Here is a 19,377-nt window from a genome sequence, read left to right as displayed (position 1 = left end):
CGCTCCAATTCAATAACTGGAGAGAGAGTTCATGAATGTTCGTCACGGCGTTGCGATGGCAACCCTGGGGATGATTGCAGGCACCGCATCCGCGCAATCCAGCGTCACGCTTTATGGGGTCGCCGACGTTGGCATCGAGTACCTCAGCAACGTGCCTTCCGCCAACGGCGGCGCCAGCCAGGTACGAATGGCGTCCGGCAACATGTCCACATCCCGCTGGGGCATTCGTGGTGTCGAGGACCTCGGCGGCGGCCTGAAGGCGGTCTTCGATCTCGAAAGCGGTATTTCAGTTGATACCGGTGCGCAGAACAACCGGACCCGGCTGTTCGATCGTACCTCTATCGTAGGTCTGAGCAGCAAGTACGGAACCGTCACGCTGGGCCGCCAGACCACCCCGCTGTATGACACCGCGATCCAGCTCGACCCGATGGGCTTTGCGCCGCGGTACTCGCTCTACAAGAGTGACGACGTGCTGGCCGGCCGCGCGGACAACTCGATCAAGTACCGTGGCACGTTCAACGGCCTGACGGCCAGCGGCCTGTACAGTTTCAGCCGAACCGGCGGCGGAGAAGTCCCTGGCAACTACACCGTCGACCGCAATCTCGGTATCTCGCTGTCCTATGAGGTGAGTTCCTTCGCGATCGGCGCGGTATATGACGAGTACCAGGGCTCCACACTTGCAACCGCCGAACGCAAGGACCGGCGCATGCTGGTCGGCGCGAGCTACGCCTTCGGACCGGCGAAGGCCTTCATCGGCTATCGCTGGTACAACGGCAATGTCGGCGCCATGCCGACCGACCGCTCGGATCTGTACTGGGCGGGTCTGCGCTACAGCGTGACGCCCGCGCTGAAGCTGACCGGCGCGGCGTACTACACGAACATGCGCAACTCCGGGGCCGACCCGATCATGTTCGTCGCCTCGGCGGACTATGCATTCTCCAAGCGCACGGACGTGTACATGAATGCCGGCTACGCGCTGAATCGCGGCAACTCCCAGCTCGGCATGAACGGATTCAACGCGCCGAGCGGCAGCCCGACCAACGTCGTTCCCGGCAAGGACCAGACTGGCCTGGTGGTCGGCGTGCGCCACAAGTTCTGAAGCGCCGAACGATCGGCAGCATCGACACTTTCTTGCGAGGGCAAGAGGGTTCTTGGCCTCCGGCTTCCGGAGGCCTTTTTTGTTTGCCATCGCCCGGGAAGGACGTGCGCGCGATCCACCAGCCAACGCACATGGCGACCTGCCGCGGCGCCGTTTTCCTTGATCGGTATCAAACGGAGGATTACCAAGCCTCGCCACTGTCATCAGACGCAATGCTTATGGCATGAAATGCAAAGTCTGGCGTGCACGCAACTCCTACCTTCATGCCAACGCCACGCGCGTTGAATCACCACATCAAAACGATAGGAGACAGATCTTGGCAACGTCCGGCATTCCCTTTCGCATTTTCCTTCGCAATATCCTTTGCGTTCCCCCTCGCGCCACCCAGTGCGCACCCGTGACCTTCGAGGAGGCACGCTGATGCGCATCGAACCAATGACCGCCAGCATCGGCGCCGAACTCGTGGGCGTCAGGCTTTCCGATGCGATTCATGACGATGGCCTGTTCGACGAAATTCGTGCCGCGCTGCTGCGACACAAGGTGCTGTTCCTGCGCGACCAGGACATCTCCCGCGCCGAACATGTGGCATTCGCCGAGCGCTTCGGCAAGCTCGAGGATCACCCGGTCGCCGGCAGCCATCCCGATCATCCGGGGCTCGTGCAGATCTACAAGCGGCCGGACCAGCCGATGGATCGCTACGAGAACGCCTGGCATACCGATGCCACGTGGCGTGAGGCGCCACCTCTGGGTTGCGTGCTGCGCTGCGTGGAATCACCCGAGATCGGCGGCGACACAATGTGGACCAACATGGTGCTCGCCTACGAGAACCTGCCCGCTCATATCAAGACGCAGATTGCCGGCCTGCGCGCGCGGCACAGCATCGAGGCGAGCTTCGGTGCTGCCATGCCGATCGAGAAGCGCCTGGCGCTGAAGGCGCAGTACCCCGACCCCGAACATCCCGTCGTGCGGGTCCATCCCGAGACTGGCGAGAAGGTCCTCTTCGTCAATGCGTTCACCACGCACTTCTCCAACTTTCATACGCCCGCGCACGTGCGCTACGGACAGGACTACAACCCGGGCGCGGGCGAACTGCTGCGCTACCTGATCAGCCAGGCATTCATTCCCGAGTACCAGGTGCGCTGGCGCTGGAAGGCCAACAGCATGGCGATCTGGGACAACCGGAGCACCCAGCACTACGCGGTGATGGACTACGCACCGTGCCATCGCAAGATGGAGCGCGCCGGCATCATCGGCGACAAGCCCTTCGGCATCGGCGAAGGCGAAGTCAAGGCAGAGTCGGCGCAGCCGGCCACGGCCTGAACGTTCAATTCCACGGAGAGAGACATGGATTTCATCGACGGTTCGATGTTCCCGGAAAACCAGCAGAAGCTCGTCATTACCGCCGCGCCGTATGGGCCCGAGTGGATACCTTCCGATTTTCCGGAAGACATCCCGGTGACGATGGAGCAGCAGATCCAGAAGGCGGTGGACTGCTATAACGCCGGTGCCACCGTGCTGCACGTTCACGTGCGTGAAGTGGACGGCAAAGGTTCCAAGCGGCTGTCCAAGTTCAACGAACTGCTGGCCGGCATCCGTGCCCGCGTGCCGGACATGATCCTGCAGGTGGGCGGATCGATCTCGTTCGCGCCGGAGACCGAGGGCGACGTGGCCAAGTGGCTGTCGGACGATACGCGCCACATGCTGGCCGAGCTGAAGCCGACGCCGGACCAGGTGACCATCGCGATCAACACCAACCAGATGAACGTGGTGGAACAGATGTGCGCGGCCGACGTGGCGGGCACGTCGCTGGCCGAACCGGCCAACTACCGCGCCTATCGCGAAATGACGATTCCGGCCGGCCCGGAGTGGGTGGAGGAGCATATCCGCCGGCTCAGCATCAACGGCATCCAGACCCACTTCCAGCTTGCCAACATCGCGCAACTGGAAACGGTGGAACGGATGATGCGCCGGGGCAGCTGCAATGTGCCCCTGATCCTGACCTGGGTGGCGATTGGCGGCGGCTTCGAGGCGCCTAACCTCTACAACCTCGCCAACTTCGTGCGCGCTTGCCCGAACGGCTCGGTGCTGACGCTGGAAACGTCGATGCTGAACGTGCTGCCGCTGAACATGATGGCGATTGCCATGGGACTGCATGTGCGCTGCGGCATCGAGGACAACCTCTGGGCGCAGCGACGCGACCGCAAGATCGGCACAGTCGAGCAGATCGAGCAGCTCGTGCGCATCTCGCGCGAGTTCGGCCGGGATGTCGCCAACGCGAAGGAAGCGCGCGAGATCTACAAGATCGGGACGTTCTACGACAGTGCCAACGAGACGTTGGCGGAGAACGGCTTCGCGCCGAACCGCAAACCCGGCCAGGTAGGCTTTACACAGCACGCACGCCGCTAAGGCCCTAAGACCCTAGGGCCATCCTGCTCGCCAATGCCCCGACAGCCGACCTGGCAGTCGGGGCATTGGTCGTCCCACGGATTGCAAGTGACTCCGGCAACGCGGTAATTCCCACTGGGTGATAGGTGTCATACGCACCGGCACCTTGTCACGACCTACCGATCCGCGCAAACTTCCCCAGATCGACAGCTTTCCTTCCTGGGGTAACGGGTATGCAGACCAGCGCGCGCAATCAGTTTTCCGGTGTCGTTGCACAAGCCACGGCTGGCGCCGTCAACGACGAGATCATCATTGCCATCAACGGTGGCCAGCAGATCGTCGCCACCGTCACACACGACAGCGCCGCCCGCCTGGGCCTGAAGACCGGTGCCAAGGTCGTCGCGCTGGTCAAGGCAACGTCCGTCATCGTGATGGTCGATGCGGATGCCACCAAGGTTTCGGCCCGCAACTTCGTGCAAGGCAAGGTCACGAATCTGACCAAGGGCGCCGTCAATGCCGACGTGACAATCACAGGTGACAACGGCATGGCCGTCGCCGCAATCATTACTAACGCAAGCGTCGACCGGCTGGGCCTGGCTGTCGGCAAGCCGGCAGCAGCCATGTTCAAGGCATCGAGCGTGATCGTTGGCGTGGACAACTGAGCCGACTTCCGCGCGACCAGAACGGTCAGCGGAAACATGAAAAAAGCTCCGGTGACGATGCCGTCCACCGGAGCATGGGCCTTGCCATAGCGATCAGCAATCGGCAATCGGCAATCGGCAATCAGCCCTGCATGACGTACTCGCCGGGCGCATCCCGGAGCGAACCCGGCGCGGAGTCGCGTAGCGCGCAGCGGCCCGAGGACTGCTCGGCCAGCCACTCGTGCCAGCACGGCCACCATGAACCGTCATATCTGGTGGCCTCTTCGGCATAACGATCTGGATCCTTGTATTCACCGTTCGGCGCCCGGGTGGCCACACGGTAGCGGCGACCCTTGTGGCCCGGCTCCGAAACAACACCCGCGTTGTGACCGCCAGACGTCAGCACGAAGGTCAGCGCGTTGTGCGTCAGCAGATGCAGCTTGTAGGCGGATTTCCACGGCGCCACGTGATCGTGCTCGGTGCCAACCACGAACATCGGCGCCTCGACATCGGCCATGGCCACGGGGTAACCATCCACGCAGAACCGGCCTTCGGCCAGTTCATTGCGGAGGAAGAGCCGTGACAGCACTTCGCTATGCATGCGATACGGCAGGCGTGTCGTATCGCGGTTCCAGGACATCAGGTCATTGGGGCGATCGCGCTCGCCCAGCAGGTACTCCCGCAGCACCCGAGACCAGACCAGATCCCTGGCACGCAGCATCGAGAAGGCCTGCGCCATCTGAAAGCCATCGAGGTACCCCTGCTTGCGCATCAGCGCATCGAGCGTCGACAACGCGCTGTCATCGATGAACAGGCCAAGCTCACCGGGTTCGTCGAAGTCGGTTTCCGTTGCAAATAGCGTCACGCTGCGCAGGCTGTCGTCCTTGTCGCGCGCCAGCTTCGCGGCGGCAATCGCCAGCAGCGTGCCGCCCAGGCAATACCCCACGGCGTGTACCTGTTCCTGGCCGCAGCGCTCGCGCACGGTGGTCAGCGCGGTGAGCAGGCCCTGCTTGAGGTAGTCATCGAGGCTGGTATCACGTGCCTCGGCGCCCGGGTTGCGCCATGACAGCATGAACACCGTGTGACCCTGGTCCACGAGGTACTTCACCATCGAGTTCTGAGGCTGAAGATCGAGGATGTAGTACTTCATGATCCACGACGGCACGATCATGACCGGCTCGCGATACACGGAATCGGTAGTCGGACTGTACTGGATCAGCTCGAACAGATCATTGCAGTAGACGACCTTCCCCGGCGTGAGCCCCACATCGCGACCCACCACATACGCGTGCGGCAGCCGCCCGATCGGCAGATGCAGCCGCTCGCCGACCGCGTCATAGAGATCCTCGACGAAGTTCCCGGCGCCGCGAACGAAGTTGGCGCCCCGCGTCTGCATCGTGGCATCCAGAACCGTCGGGTTCATCCACCAGACATTGCTGGGAGACATCATGTCGAGCCATTGGCGCGCGCAGAACGCCGCGATCCGCTGATGATGCGGAGAGAGCCCGTCGATGTCGCTGGTCAGCGCCATCCACAAGGACTCAAGCCGCAGGAAGCCATCGCGCAAGACGCAGTACGGCCAGTTTTCCCAGCCCGGCGCGGAAAAGCGCTGATCGGTGACGACCGGCGGACGCGGCATGAACGGCGGCGCCAGCGAATACTCGGCGGCGGCCGTGGCCTGCCATTGCAGCGCGGCCCGCCAGCGCTTGCCTGGCGAAGCTGCCAGATGCATGGCCCAGTCGGTCCAGGCTAGCGCCAGCGACCCGAAGGAAACACCACCGGTCATCGAGGCGAGCAATGCCCTGACCTGTTCGTCATAGGCGACGTCGGGCCGCAGCGGCTGGGGTTCCGGGCAGGTAGCAGCCGCCGGAGCAGGGGAAGCCGCCGGCGCCAATTTTGCCGGTGCCGATACGGCAGCCTTCCGTGCAGCCGGAACCGAAGGGGTTGATGTCGATGGCTTGGGTGAGGTGGCCTTCGCCCGTTTGGCGGGCGGGGCCTGTTCGATCAGCGTATCCGTGGCGTGTTCGAGGGCGACTGGCTTCTTGGGGCGCATGGTTCAATCCATATGTTGGCCACCATTGATGGCAAGGTTGGCGCCGGTCACGTACGCGCCATCGTCCGAGCAGAGGTAGCTGATCAGCGCGGCCACTTCTTTCGGCTGGCCCAGGCGGCCGACCGGAATCTGAGGAATCACGTGCTGATCGAGCACGTCCTGCGGCACTGCCCTCACCATCTTCGTATCGAGATAGCCGGGAGAAACGGTGTTGACCGTCACGCCCTTGCTGGCCAGCTCCAGCGCCAGCGATTTGCTGAATCCGTGGATGCCTGCCTTGGCCGCGGCATAGTTAGTCTGGCCAAACGCGCCCTTCGAGCCGTTGATCGACGAGATATTCACGATCCGGCCCCAGCGACGCTCCACCATGCCTTCACAGAAAGGCTTGCTCATGTTGAACACCGAATCGAGGTCCGTGGACATCACGGCGCGCCAGGCTTCGTGCGTCATCTTGCGCAAGGTGGAATCGCGCGTGATGCCGGCATTGTTGATCAGGACGTCCACCGGGCCCACCTCGGCCAGAATCCTGGCCGCGCATTGCTGGCAGGATTCGAAGTCGGCCACATCCACCGGGTAGGCCACGAACTCGCGTTGCTGCGTACTGTGTTCGCGCAGCCAGGTCGCGACATGATCGTTGCCAAGCGAATGCGTGACGACCACGCGGAAACCGTCGCTCAGCAGCCTTTCAGCGATGGCCTCGCCCAGACCGCCCATGCCGCCCGTCACTACCGCAATGCGTCCGGAGCTCATGATGCCGCACCGCCCTTGGCGGAGCGCGAGCGGGCGGCGCTGGTCGCAGTCGTGGTGGACTCGCTGGGCGGTACCACCCCAAACGGCGTCATCTTTCCGAGTCGCTCGTAGAACTCGGCCAGGGATGCTGACAGCGGATCGAGCACCGCAGCAGCAGCGCCATTGACGTTGCCGTTGCCCCTTGCCGTCTCGCTGGTGGTCTCGACTCGCTTCACCCAGTCACTGCCACATTCCCGGCACTGCTCAAGCCACGCCGACGTCGCTTCGACCAGGACCTTGCCGTAGGCCCGTGCCAGCGCGGCCTGGGCCTCTGCCTGATCTGTCAGTGTCTGTGCCTGCGCGGCTTGCAACGAGGCCCAATCGGCCACCCCCGCCATACGGCTTTGCGCACTATGCATCGCGGTCAGGCGATGCTCCAGGCTCTTCAGATGGGTCTCGATCAGGTTGCGGCGGGTTTCAGCCGCAAGCGCCGCGAACTTGTAACTGTTCTCGAGAAACGCACGGGCCGCATCCAGCATCGGATCGGTGGTCGCAGAACGGAGCATTGCCATTGCTATCTCCTTGAGTTGACGTGATGGGGTGACGATCCGTCATTCGATCGAGTCTAGGCATAGGGCTAGGCCACCAATTGACGTATGTCAAGTTTGATGGGAATGTAGAAATCCATCGAACATTGCAGAAAGTCCGACACCCTTTTACCCAAAGGGTTGCACTTGAATGCACTAAACTTGGCCGATTCCTGTATCGAACGCGCCGGTCAAGTCGAATAGCTCCCGCGCCGCCGATTCGATCTCCGGCTTGTGGAGCGCGCAGGCCTCCATTCCGGCCTCGTATGGAAGTGGGGACGCTATGCACATGCAACCTGCCGTGCTACCGGAAAGTCTGGGGATCGTCTGATCCAACCGCATCCACCTACGCCCCCTTAAATTGATGCGAATCAATCTTGCTGACCCTCTTCCCACTACGCTGAGATACGAGAACGCAAGGGCATTGAATAAGGAAGCGCGCATGGATGACGCAGCATTGACCTACGCCTTACTGCAACCCAGTGCATATCCCCCGCCGGTTCAGGACGTTCAGGTCATCGAAACGCATATCTCGCGGGTGTTCCTGGCGGGGCCATTCGCCTACAAGGTCCGCAAGCCCGTCAAATTCGATTTCGTGGATTTCTCGACCCCGCAAGCCCGGCACGCTGACTGCGAGGCAGAACTGCGCCTGAACCGCCGCTTCGCCCCGGCGCTTTACCTTGATGTTCTGCCAATCGTCGCGGGCGAAACCCCGGGCGCCGTCGTCGTCGGTGGCAGGGGCACACCGCTGGAGTACGCGGTCAGGATGCGACGGTTCGCACAGCACGATCTACTCATCGACATGATCGGCGCAGGCCGCCTGGGGCCGGATCACATCGACGCGCTCGCCAGGGACATCGCGATCTTTCATGGTGCGCAACCGCGCGCTGCCCCACACGAAGGCTTCGGCACGCCGGCCAGTATCGACGCCACGCTTGAAGAATGCCTGGACGGCCTGGCGCGGCTGACCTTCGACCGAAACATGACAGACCGCGTCGCGAACGCCGCGCGCGCACGGGTTGCGGCACTACAAGACGCATTTCAGGCGAGACTGCACCACGGCCATGTTCGCGAGTGTCATGGCGACCTGCACCTGGGCAACATCGTCCTGCTCGACGGCAATCCGACGCCCTTTGACTGCCTCGAGTTCGAACCGCGCCTGCGCTGGATCGACACGGCCAGCGATATCGCATTCCCGTTCATGGATCTACTGCACCACGGCCGGCCGGACCTTGCCTATCGGTTGCTCAACGGCTATCTGGAGCGCCATGGCGACTATGCCGGGCTGGCAGTGCTGCCGTTCTACGTCGCCATGCGGGCGCTCGTACGCGCGCGCGTGCGACTGGAGCGTGCCCGGCAACGCCACGTCGAAAGCACTGCGCTTGATCTCGTACACGTCGAATGCCGCGCCCTGCTGAATCTGGCGTTCCAGTTTCTGACGTTGCCCGCCGCCCCCCTGTGGGTGATGCACGGCCTCTCCGGTAGCGGGAAATCGACCGTCGCGGCAACCATGAGCGAAACACGCGCCATGGTGCGCGTCCGCTCCGACGTGGAACGCAAGCGGTTGCGCAACGCAAATGCGCAGCAGGAAGCCAGGTATTCGGACAGTGTGACGGCACGCACGTATCATCGCGTGCTGGCCATTTGCAGGCTGGGCTGCACGGCAGGCTTTCCGATGATCGCCGATGCGACATTCCTCTCGCATGACCAGCGCGCCCGCTTCGCAAATCAGGCACGTCGATTGGGAGTACGGTTCTTCATCGTCGATTGCAAAGCGCCAGTCGAAACCTTGCGCGCGCGCATCGTCGCCCGGGCCCTGGCACGCCAAGACCCGTCGGACGCGGATCTGGCCGTGCTTGCCCTGCAACTGCGCGCGCATGACCCGCTGACCACGGAAGAACGCACCCACGTGGTGCCCGCCGATCACCCGGGCTAGTGCCATCGGCATTGGCATCGCCCTGCCGTCCCTACGACCGCACTCGCTGCAGTTCGTCAATGCGGCGTTGATAGCTCCGCATCAGGCAGGCCTTGTCCACACACACGTTGCGTGAATCGCGGAGCCACGTCCGTTGGTCCGCCCGCAGCCGCGCCCTGTTGCTCGATGTCTTCATCTTCTGATCGTAGATCCGCGCCAGCTGGTCGTCGGCGCGGGTCAACTCCGCATCTCCGCATATGAGCTGCCCCGCGACGGATGTCAGCTTGCTGCAGCCAAAGCTCCGGGCAAGCGCATCCTTCGCGCCGCTCCGCCCTTCCAATCGCCCTGGCTTGCATAGCCCCTGCAGCGACTTGCAAGCGATGTTCGGGCCGACCCAGGCCATTTCGGTAGCGCCATACTTGTCAACGAAGCGATTGATGGCCGCGTGGCTGACGCCTCTCAGCATTGCGTTTGCCGCGATGATCTCATTGCAGAGCGAGTCCTCTGCATAGGTATTGCCCTCGTGACGGTAGCAGCTATGGAAGCCCAGCATGCCGCTCCCGACAACGCTTCGACGCGCCCCCGAGGCGAACAGGATCGACGCGCAGGCGGACGCGCATTTCGCGCCATTGGGGACCACGGTATAGATGCGCGCCTTGTCCATGACGTCGACCATGCGGAAGGCGGCCTCGACATTGCCACCCGGACTGTCCAGGATGAACACGACGAGCCCTTCGTCGTCGCGATCGGCCCGTTTCACTGCTGACTGAAACCGCTTTGCATCACCGTCGTCGATCCGTCCTTCCCCGACCACCATTTTCATGTTGAGCTGTGGCTGGTAGTAGATCCTGAAGCCCATTGCCGCAGCCACGCCGGGAGCAGCCAGCACCGCGACCAAACAAAGCCACGGCAGCAGCCGCTGCAGCACGGATCGCGCCGCACTGTTATTGCTTGCCTGGCTCACGATGCCTCGCATTCGCCATCTCCCTGGAAAGCGGACAGCATAGCCTCGAATCCGTCTCCCGAGCGCATGCGGCTTCGCGGCGCCTCGCCGCGGTTGCCGCCAGCCCGCCATGGATTATCCGGACGCCATTCGGCGCCGAGTTAGGGTAATGTGTGCGTGTCCACAGCCTGCGGCGTCACTTCGCTTGCGCGGTTGCGGGCGATCCCCCGGCCAGACGCGCGCGGACACGGGGCGACTTAAAGGAGACATCCATGATTTCCCACGTGGCCGCCGCCGGGCGCGCTTCGCGAGGCGGCACGTCCAGTGAGGCCCCGGAGACCGATCAGCCCGGACTGATCGCCCAAGCGCACGAGCGTTCGAAATCGTATGGCCTGCGGCCTCATGAATCGCCCGAATTCTTCCCCGCGCGGCCAAGCGAGCTGAAAACGCAGATCGAGCGCAGCCAGTCGCTGTTCACCCACGCGCTGCCTGTCATGGAGACGCTCCACAACCAGATCGTCAACACGCAAAGCATGGTGATCCTGACCGACTCGGCTGGATTGATCCTGCATTCGCTTGGCGATGATGACTTCCTGGCCAAGGCCAGCAAGGTGGCCTTGCAGCCGGGCGCGCTGTGGTCCGAGGAAAGCCGGGGCACCAACGCCATCGGCACGGCGCTGGCCGAGGGCCGGCCCACGCTGGTCCACGCCGCCGAGCACTACCTGGAAGCCAACCGGTTCCTCACCTGCTCCTGCGCGCCGATCCTCGACCCGTACGGCAGAACCGTCGGCGCGCTCGATGTCACCGGCGATCATCGCGGCTTTCACAAGCACACCATGGCCCTGGTGCGCATGTCGGCGCAGATGATCGAGAACCAGTTGTTCGCCAATGCTTTCCAGGATGTGGTGTGCGTGCACTTCCACTCGCGGCCAGAGTTCATCGGCACGCTGGTCGAAGGCATCGCCGCTTTCACGCCTGCCGGGCGCTTTCTCTCCGCCAACCGGAGCGGCGTCTTCCAGCTGGAATTGTCGATCGGCGCATTGCAGGCGCATACCTTCTCATCGCTGTTCGGCATGTCGATGCCCCAGTTGATCGACTCGGAACGCGGCGCGCCCGCCGGCACTGTCCAATTGCAACTGCCGAGCGGCGTGAAAGTGTACGCGCGCGTCGAGTGGAAACGTCCCGCCAGCCCGATCGCACGCGCCACCATAAACCGCGACGCGACCCGCGAGCGCGACACGACGCCGGCACGCAAACAGGGCAACGGGACGTCGCAGCCAGACGGTCTGGATGCCCTCGATACTGGCGACACCCAGATCAAGAGCGTCATCGGCAAGCTGCGCAAGGTCATCGGCAAGGACATTCCGATCATGGTGCTGGGCGAGACCGGCACCGGCAAGGAGTTGCTGGCCCGTGCCATCCATGCCGACAGCCCGCGTCGCGCCGGGCCATTCGTCGCCGTCAACTGCGCGTCGATTCCCGAGGCATTGATCGAGTCCGAACTGTTTGGCTACGAAGAGGGGGCATTCACGGGCGCCAGGAAAAAGGGCGGCATTGGCAAGATGGTGCTGGCCAATGGCGGCACACTGTTCCTCGACGAGATCGGCGATATGCCACTGCATCTGCAGGCGCGGCTGCTGCGCGCGCTACAGGAGCGTACGGTGTCGCCGCTGGGCAGCAACAAGCTGGTTCAGGTCGACGTCGCCGTGGTTTGCGCCACGCACCGTAACATGCGCGAGATGATGGCCAGCGGCCAGTTCCGCGAGGACCTGTACTACCGCCTGAATGGATTCGTGGTGCGTCTGCCGGCGTTGCGCGAGCGTGACGACCTGGATGCCGTGGCGCAGAGGCTGCTGCAACAGGACCATGCGAATGCGCTGCCGCTCAGCGAACCAGTGGCACGGATGCTGCGCGGCTATCACTGGCCCGGCAATATCCGCCAGCTCGCCAACCTGCTGCGCACCGCGCAACTGATGGCCGAGGGATCGCCTGAAATCACGGAAGACCATCTGCCTGACGACTTCCTCGAAGACTGGCGCGCGCGACACGCGGCGGAGCCGAACGGAGACGATACCCGCCCCAGTCGCCTCGCCGACATCGAAAGCATGGCCATCCTGACTGCGCTGAAGGCCCACGACGGCAATATCTCGGCGACGGCCAAGGCGCTCGGCGTTTCACGCAATACCGTCTACCGCAGAATCGAGGAAGCGGGCGGCCTACCGCCGCAAAGCGACTGACCACCCTTCCCGATGACGGGAGCGGAAGCATCCGCCCCCGTCAGCCATCGGAAGGAGATCAGAAGAAGCCCAGCGGCTGCGTGTCGTAGCTGACCAGCAGGTTCTTGGTCTGCTGGTAGTGGTCGAGCATCATCTTGTGGGTCTCGCGGCCCACGCCCGACTTCTTGTACCCGCCGAAAGCAGCGTGAGCGGGATACAGGTGGTAGCAGTTGGTCCACACACGCCCCGCCTGGATGGCGCGGCCCACACGGTAGGCGCGGTTGATGTCGCGCGTCCACAGCCCCGCGCCCAATCCGTACTCGGTGTCGTTAGCGATCCGAACGGCCTCCGCCTCATCCTTGAATGTGGTCACGGCGATGACCGGCCCGAAGATTTCCTCCTGGAACACGCGCATGTCGTTGCGGCCCTTGAGCAGCGTCGGCTTGATGTAGTAGCCCTTGGCAAGGCTGCCGGGCATGACCTCCACATCGCCACCGACCAGGCATTCGGCGCCCTCTTCCCGGGCGATGTCCAGATAGCCGCGAATCTTGTTGTACTGCTGCTCGGACGCCTGCGCGCCGACCATGGTCTCGGTGTCGAGCGGATCGCCGCGTTTGATGGCGGCCACCTTGGTCATCACGGCATCCATGAAGCGGTTGTAGATGGATTCCTGCACCAGCGCGCGCGACGGGCACGTGCACACCTCGCCCTGGTTGAAGAACCCCAGCACCAGCCCCTCGGCCGCCTTCTCGATGAAGCTCGGCTCCGCCTGCATGATGTCCTCGAAGTAGATGTTGGGTGATTTGCCTCCCAGCTCCACGGTCGAAGGGATGATGTTCTCGGCCGCGCATTTGAGAATGTGCGAACCGACGGGGGTCGACCCGGTGAAAGCGATCTTGGCAATGCGCTTGCTGGTTGCCAGTGCCTCTCCGGCCTCCTTGCCAAAGCCGTGCACCACGTTCAGCACGCCCGGCGGCAGCAGGTCGCCAATCAGCTCCATCAGCACGTTGATCCCCAGCGGGGTCTGCTCGGCCGGCTTGAGCACGATGCAGTTGCCAGCAGCCAGCGCGGGCGCCAGCTTCCATGCCGCCATCAGCAAGGGAAAGTTCCACGGGATGATCTGGCCCACCACGCCCAGCGGTTCGTGGATGTGGTACGCCACGGTGTGCTCGTTCAGCTCGGCCGCCGAGCCTTCCTGCGCGCGGATGCAGCCGGCGAAGTAGCGGAAATGGTCCACGGCCAGCGGAATATCGGCATTGAGCGTCTCGCGCACTGGCTTGCCGTTGTCCCACGTCTCGGTGACGGCCAGCAGTTCGAGGTTTTGTTCGATGCGGTCGGCAATCTTCAGCAGGATCAGCGAGCGGTCCTGTACAGCGGTGCGACCCCAGGCGCCCGCCGCGGCGTGGGCGGCATCGAGCGCAAGGTTGATGTCCTCGGCGGTCGAGCGCGGAAATTCGGCGATCGCCTCACCGGTCACCGGCGTGGTGTTGGTGAAGTACTGGCCCTTGACAGGCGGCACGAACTCGCCGCCGATGAAGTTGCCGTAGCGCGGCTTGAACGAAACGATGGCGCCGGGGGTGCCGGGATGGGCGTAACGCATGGACTGTCTCCTGATGGATGAGTGACGACGCCAGCGTTCTGGTCTGATTCTGCGTGGCGTCCATGCGTTATCTGCAAAACCCGGGCCACCTTCCGTCGTGGCCCGCTCAAGCCGGAATCCGGTCGATACACCGCGGTGGCAACGAGAGAGACTGTTCAAGAATGGAACACCGGCTGTTCCAGGGATCAACAGTCGGTGGCTACCGCCCTCACCGCTCAGCGGCTCGGCGGCTTAGCGGCTCAGCGCTGCGACGGCGTCGCACCTGCGGCCGGGAATCGCATCCGCGCGGCCAGACCGCCCAGCGAGGAGCGCTTCAGTTCGAACACCCCGTCGTACATCGCGCAGATATCGCGCACGATAGACAGGCCCAGCCCACTGCCCTCGACGGATTCGTCCAGCCGGGAGAAGGGTTGCATGGCCTGATGCATGGAGCTTGCGGGCATACCCGGGCCATCGTCGTCGACGCAGATCTCGATCTCCGATTCCTGCGATACCAGCGTCACGCGGATATGCGTGTTCGCCCATTTCCAGGCGTTGTCCAGCAGGTTGCCGAGCATCTCGACAAGATCCTGCCTGTCACCAAAGAAGTCGGCATTGCCTTCCACGCTCACGTCAATCGGCTTGCCCGCATGAAGCCGCACAAGCGCGCGGGCCAGTTCCTCGACCGCCGGGCGGATCGCAACGCTCCGCCCGCCCGCGCCGGCGGCACCCACCGCGCGGGCCCGGGACAGATGCCGATCCACCTGCTGGCGCATCGCGTCCACCTGCTGCAGCACGCTCTGGGAGAGCGGACCGGGCAAGGCCGTGGCGCTGTTGGCCAGGATCGCCAGCGGCGTCTTGACCGCGTGGGCCAGATCCGCCGCCTGCCTGCGCGACCGCTCCACGGCATCGTGATTGCGTTTGAGAAGCGCGTTGATCTCATCGACGAGAGGCTTCACTTCGGCCGGCCATACTCCCTGCAACGTGGGGTCGCCACCGCCGTGCAGCTTTGCCACCGCCGCACGCAGGCGGCTCAGCGGCGCCAGCCCAAAGCGGATCTGCGCCCAGACGGCGCCGAGAATGCCCACACCAAGGATGCCGAGTGACAGCCACAACAGATGCCGGAACGAGCGTTTGGCGTCCCGCAGTTCGGTGCGATCCAGTGCCACCGTGATCTGGACGTACGCGTCATCCCCGGTCAATTGGAGCCTGCGGGACTTCACCAGCAGCGACTGGCCTTCTGGGCCGTTCCGGATATCGGCGTCTCCCGCCGGAATCTTGCGCTCGATCGTCGTGGGGATATCGATGTCCCACAGCGACCGCGACCGTAGCGATTGCGTGCCCGACGCGGCCTGCCAGTAGGCGCCCGAGTACGGCCGTTCAAAGCGCGGATCGGCGGGCTGGCGCGTCAGTTCCAGCTGACCATGGCCATTCCATTCGAGCGCGGCGGCAAGGCTGGTCAGGTCCCGGTCCAGCTCGGTCACGTAAGTCTTGTCGACGTGGCGCCCGAACAGCGTATCGAGCACCCAGCCCGTGGCGCATAGCGTGCCGACCACCCACAGCGTGGCAATCAGCAGCAACCTGCCCGCGATGGTGGGCCGCTTCATGCGCCGTGTTCCGGCGGACGCAGCCGGTATCCGAGGCCACGCACCGTTTCGATGACGTCGACACCCAGCTTGCGTCGCAGGCGACCGACGAATACCTCGATGGTATTGCTATCGCGGTCATGGTCCTGCGCGTAGATATGCTCGGTCAGCGTGGTCTTGCTGACGATCACACCCTGGTGGTGCATCAGGTAATCGAGCACCTTGTACTCGTGGGCGGTAAGGACGATGGGCGATCCGTCCACACTGACCTGACCAGTGGCGGGCGCCAGCGTGACCGGGCCGCAGGCGAGAACCGGCGAGGTATGCCCGGTGGAGCGACGGATCAGCGCCCGAATACGGGCCAGCAGTTCCTCGGCACGGAACGGCTTGGTGAGATAGTCATCCGCGCCCGCGTCGATGCCTTCCACCTTTTCCACCCAACTGTCGCGCGCGGTCAGAATCAGCACCGGCACGCCGTTGCCGGCCTGGCGCCAACGCTTGAGCACGGTCAGGCCATCAAGCTTGGGCAGGCCCAGGTCAAGAATGACCGCATCATAGGGATTCTCGGTACCGAGATGCTCGGCGTCGATGCCATCTGACGCGTGGTCCACCACATACCCTGCCTGAGACAGCGTATCGGCAAGCTGGCGCGCCAGTGTGGCTTCGTCCTCGATCAGCAGGATGCGCATCGTCGTCAGGGCTTGCGGGCTTTGTCGAGGTCATGCCCCTTTGCCTTCAACAGGCGCGCGTTGCGGGCATCGTACTTGAGCTTGGCCACCGCGCTGTTCGGCAGCAGCAGCTTGACTTCATAGGTCCATATCCCGTCATCGCGGTCCAGCTTGACGTCGATGACATCGCCCGTGTACTGGTTCGAAACGGTCTCGAGGATATGGGACAGGGGCAGGATCTCGCCCGAGCGCAGAGCCTCGCGGGCGCGGTCGGCATCGGTATCGGCATGGGCGATGCCGGCGGTGCCAAAAGGGCCGAGCGCGGCAACGAGGATCAGGATGTGCGCTGCGGGGCGCAGCCAGCGTGTCAAGGCATTCATGGGGCGCATGTTGCGGGGGCAAGCCTGAACAGAAGCTGAACGCCGCGCTCAGGTGCGGTTCAGGTTCGACAGCGCATGATGCCACGACATTCTCACTCCGTCGCCGCCATGTCACAACGATCCGCCCTACACGCAGTGCTCTCCGGCCTGGCTCAACTCGCCCCGCTGGCCGTGGCGATGGCCGCCGCGGCACTGCCCTTCTGGTACAGCACGCTTTCCCGCTGACCGGAGATCCGGTCACCCCGGTTCAAGCGCCGAGCGTGGCAATGATGTCGCGTGCCATCGGTGCCCGCCCGTGCGGACTGCCGGATGTCTCAGCCCACCTCCCCCCGCATCCCGATCTCGCCGATGAGCTTGTCGTAGCGGGCGTTATCCGCGGCTACCATCTGCGCGAATTCGGCGGGCGATGCGCTCCTGCGAATCTCCCCCGCGTTTGCCTTCATCGACGCATCGAGTTTCCCACTGGCCTGCAACGCGGCCATGGCATCGAACAACTTCTTCGTCAGCGGCGCTGGCAGGCCAGCCGGGGCAAACAGGCCGCTCCAGTTGTCGAGCACGAAGCCTGGCGGCAACGATTCCGCCAGCGTCGGCACGTCGGGAAAATAGATCGACCGCGCGGCTGACGACACCGCCAGCGAACGAAGTTGTCCGTTACGCAGGAACGGTGCCGCTGTCGATAGAACGGGCATGCCGAACTGCGTCTGCCCACTCATCATCGCGGTGACAATTTCGCTGGCACCCTTGTAGGGGATGTGAACCGCCTTGGTTCGCGTCTGGTGGAGCAGCGACTCCACTGCCAGGTGCGACACACTGCCCTTTCCGCCCGATCCATAGTTCAAGCCATCTGGCTGCCGGCGCATTGCGTCAATCAGGTCACGCGCTGTCTTGTATGGCGACGAGGCCGGCACGGCCAACACTACCGGGCCGCCGGACAGCGCCGAAATCGCGGTGAAGTCCCTGGTCGCGTCATACGGCTGGTCACGATACAGGTGGACGTTGATCACGTGCTGGTTGGCCAGCACACCGAGCGTGTAGCCATCCGGCTCGGCACGCTTCAGCGCCCGAGCGCCGATGATGCCGCCTGCGCCACCGATGTTTTCCACCACCAGCGGCTGGCCCAGCACGGGTGCCAGTTCGGCGGAGATCGTGCGGGCCATCGAGTCGGGCGCGGTTCCCGCGATGAACGGCACGATCAGCCGGATCGGGCGCGATGGATAGGGCGCGGCTGCGCTGGCCACGCGGCTCATCATGCCGCTCAAGGCCGTGGCACCGGCCACGGCGCCTGCTGTGGCAAACCACTGACGACGATTCATGCTTGTCTCCTGTCATGCGGCGCATTGTCTTGTATCGCAATGTCGCCACGCAAATGCGTTGAGGCCCGTCGGTCAGGTCAGACCCGATCAGGCCAGTTGGTCATGCCCCAGTGGGATCCAGAATCGCCTTGGCGACCGTATTCCGCTGGATCTCGCTGGTGCCCGTGAAGATGCGGAACATGCGCAGCTTGCGCCAGGTCTGCTCCACCGGATGGCCGCGCGTCACGCCCACGTTGCCGTGAATCTGCACCGCCTTGTCGGCCACCTCGAAGCAGCGCTCTGACACAAACAGCTTGCACGCCGCCGCCTTCATCCGCAGGTCAGCGCCGGCATCGGCAAGCATCGCAGTCTGCGCGATCATGCTCTCGCACGCCCACAGCGCGGCGGCCATATCGGCCAGCATGTGCTGGATGGCCTGGAAACGCGCGATCGGGCCACCAAACTGGCGGCGCGTGCCCGCGTACTGTACTGACGCCTTGTAGGCACTCGTGGCCAGCCCCAGCATCGACGGACAATGCAACAGCCGGTTGACGTTGATACGCGACATGCCGAGCTTGAAGCCACGCCCTTCGCCACCGAAGATGTTCGCACGCGACACACGCACGTTCTCGAAGCGGATATCGCCGTCAATATGCTGACCCGACATCGGTACGTACTCGGTACTGACGGTCACGCCCGGCAGATCAAGGTCGACGAGGACCGCCGTGATCGCCGGTGGCGCGGTGGCGGCATCGGTCACGCACATCACGATGGCAAAGTCCGCGAACGGCGCGCCGCTGATGTAGTGCTTCTCTCCGTTGATGACGAGATCCTCTCCATCTATGACGGCACTGGTGCGAATGCTCTGCGCATCCGAACCAGAATGCGTCTCCGTCAGCGCGAAGCACGTGGACTTCTGTCCGCGAATTACCGGCTGGAAGTAGCGCTCGATCTGGTCGGGCGTCGCGTACTTGAGCATGTTGCCCACGCGCGGCGGCCCGCCGAGATCACCCAGCACGTGCGGCGCCAGCACCGCCCCGCTGGCAGCCAGATCGGCCTTGAGCGCGCACTGCTCCGCGATATTGAGACCCTTGCCGCCCAGTTCCACGGGCAGGCAGGCCGCGTAGAGCCCGAGTTCGCTGGAACGGCGCCAGACGTTGCGCAGCACCTCGCGCGGCCACGCGTCTTCCGCGCCCAGATCCAGCTCGCGCTCCAGCGGCCGCAGTTCCTCGTCGATGAAGCGCTGGATCGCCGCGCGCGTTTCCAGCAGCACGGGGTTGGTCAGGTGATCGAACATGATGTGT

Annotated in this window: 16 protein-coding genes; 6 read left to right on the top strand and 10 right to left on the bottom strand. The window is 63.9% G+C overall.

The window, feature by feature from the left end; genetic code table 11:
* Positions 1–31 precede the first annotated feature (31 nt).
* The 4 genes from K6G35_RS23650 (at position 32) to K6G35_RS23635 (ending at position 4,146) form a co-directional block, all read left to right on the top strand.
* Positions 32–1,099, top strand: a complete 1,068-nt coding sequence (locus tag K6G35_RS23650) for a porin (protein ID WP_495676415.1) — start codon at positions 32–34, stop codon at positions 1,097–1,099.
* Positions 1,100–1,519: 420 nt separating this feature from the next.
* Complete coding sequence (locus K6G35_RS23645) at positions 1,520–2,419, top strand: TauD/TfdA dioxygenase family protein (protein ID WP_008642500.1); 900 nt, start codon at positions 1,520–1,522, stop codon at positions 2,417–2,419.
* A gap of 24 nt (positions 2,420–2,443) precedes the next feature.
* Positions 2,444–3,505 (top strand): beta-keto acid cleavage family enzyme, encoded by a 1,062-nt coding sequence (locus K6G35_RS23640; protein ID WP_008642499.1) that lies wholly within the window; start codon positions 2,444–2,446, stop codon positions 3,503–3,505.
* Between the two features lie 212 nt (positions 3,506–3,717).
* The gene (locus tag K6G35_RS23635; RefSeq protein WP_008642498.1) at positions 3,718–4,146 is read left to right on the top strand and encodes a TOBE domain-containing protein; all 429 of its coding nucleotides are present in this window, start codon (positions 3,718–3,720) and stop codon (positions 4,144–4,146) included.
* A 121-nt stretch (positions 4,147–4,267) separates the two neighbouring features.
* On the opposite strand, the gene K6G35_RS23630 is transcribed toward K6G35_RS23635, so the two are convergent.
* The 3 genes from K6G35_RS23630 to K6G35_RS23620 are packed head-to-tail and all read right to left on the bottom strand — an operon-like array spanning position 4,268 to position 7,479.
* Positions 4,268–6,178 (bottom strand): PHA/PHB synthase family protein, encoded by a 1,911-nt coding sequence (locus tag K6G35_RS23630; RefSeq protein WP_008642497.1) that lies wholly within the window; start codon positions 6,176–6,178, stop codon positions 4,268–4,270.
* Between the two features lie 3 nt (positions 6,179–6,181).
* Positions 6,182–6,928, bottom strand: coding sequence for an acetoacetyl-CoA reductase (gene phbB, locus K6G35_RS23625; protein ID WP_008642495.1), 747 nt, complete (start codon positions 6,926–6,928; stop codon positions 6,182–6,184).
* Positions 6,925–7,479: a hypothetical protein gene (locus K6G35_RS23620; RefSeq protein ID WP_008642494.1), complete on the bottom strand. Its 555-nt coding sequence runs from the start codon at positions 7,477–7,479 to the stop codon at positions 6,925–6,927. The genes phbB and K6G35_RS23620 overlap by 4 nt, the downstream gene beginning before the upstream one ends.
* Positions 7,480–7,936: 457 nt before the next feature.
* Here K6G35_RS23620 and K6G35_RS23615 point away from each other — a divergent pair, with 457 nt between their 5' ends.
* On the top strand, positions 7,937–9,430 hold the full coding sequence (locus tag K6G35_RS23615) for a bifunctional aminoglycoside phosphotransferase/ATP-binding protein (protein WP_495676414.1): 1,494 nt from the start codon (positions 7,937–7,939) through the stop codon (positions 9,428–9,430).
* Between the two features lie 31 nt (positions 9,431–9,461).
* Here the strand turns inward: K6G35_RS23615 and K6G35_RS23610 are convergent, their stop codons facing one another.
* Positions 9,462–10,337, bottom strand: a complete 876-nt coding sequence (locus K6G35_RS23610) for a lysozyme inhibitor LprI family protein (protein WP_234707059.1) — start codon at positions 10,335–10,337, stop codon at positions 9,462–9,464.
* Positions 10,338–10,624: 287 nt separating this feature from the next.
* Here K6G35_RS23610 and K6G35_RS23605 point away from each other — a divergent pair, with 287 nt between their 5' ends.
* Positions 10,625–12,589: a sigma-54-dependent Fis family transcriptional regulator gene (locus K6G35_RS23605; protein ID WP_495676413.1), complete on the top strand. Its 1,965-nt coding sequence runs from the start codon at positions 10,625–10,627 to the stop codon at positions 12,587–12,589.
* A gap of 58 nt (positions 12,590–12,647) precedes the next feature.
* Here the strand turns inward: K6G35_RS23605 and exaC are convergent, their stop codons facing one another.
* The 6 genes from exaC to K6G35_RS23575 form a co-directional block, all read right to left on the bottom strand.
* Complete coding sequence (gene exaC, locus K6G35_RS23600; RefSeq protein WP_008642488.1) at positions 12,648–14,168, bottom strand: acetaldehyde dehydrogenase ExaC; 1,521 nt, start codon at positions 14,166–14,168, stop codon at positions 12,648–12,650.
* A gap of 239 nt (positions 14,169–14,407) precedes the next feature.
* The gene (locus tag K6G35_RS23595; protein ID WP_495676412.1) at positions 14,408–15,754 is read right to left on the bottom strand and encodes a sensor histidine kinase; all 1,347 of its coding nucleotides are present in this window, start codon (positions 15,752–15,754) and stop codon (positions 14,408–14,410) included.
* Positions 15,751–16,422: a response regulator transcription factor gene (locus K6G35_RS23590; RefSeq protein WP_035883974.1), complete on the bottom strand. Its 672-nt coding sequence runs from the start codon at positions 16,420–16,422 to the stop codon at positions 15,751–15,753. Before K6G35_RS23590 ends, K6G35_RS23595 begins: the two co-directional genes overlap by 4 nt.
* Before the next feature lie 5 nt (positions 16,423–16,427).
* Positions 16,428–16,781, bottom strand: a complete 354-nt coding sequence (locus K6G35_RS23585; RefSeq protein WP_008645267.1) for a PepSY domain-containing protein — start codon at positions 16,779–16,781, stop codon at positions 16,428–16,430.
* 314 nt (positions 16,782–17,095) lie between these two features.
* A complete protein-coding gene (locus K6G35_RS23580; RefSeq protein WP_035883977.1) occupies positions 17,096–18,094 on the bottom strand; it encodes a tripartite tricarboxylate transporter substrate-binding protein in 999 nt (332 codons plus the stop codon).
* A 100-nt stretch (positions 18,095–18,194) separates the two neighbouring features.
* A complete protein-coding gene (locus K6G35_RS23575) occupies positions 18,195–19,370 on the bottom strand; it encodes an acyl-CoA dehydrogenase family protein (RefSeq protein WP_495676411.1) in 1,176 nt (391 codons plus the stop codon).
* Positions 19,371–19,377: the final 7 nt, after the last annotated feature.

The sequence above is a fragment of the Cupriavidus sp. HY129 genome, assembly GCF_059492215.1.
This window is presented reverse-complemented; position numbering and strand designations above follow the sequence as displayed.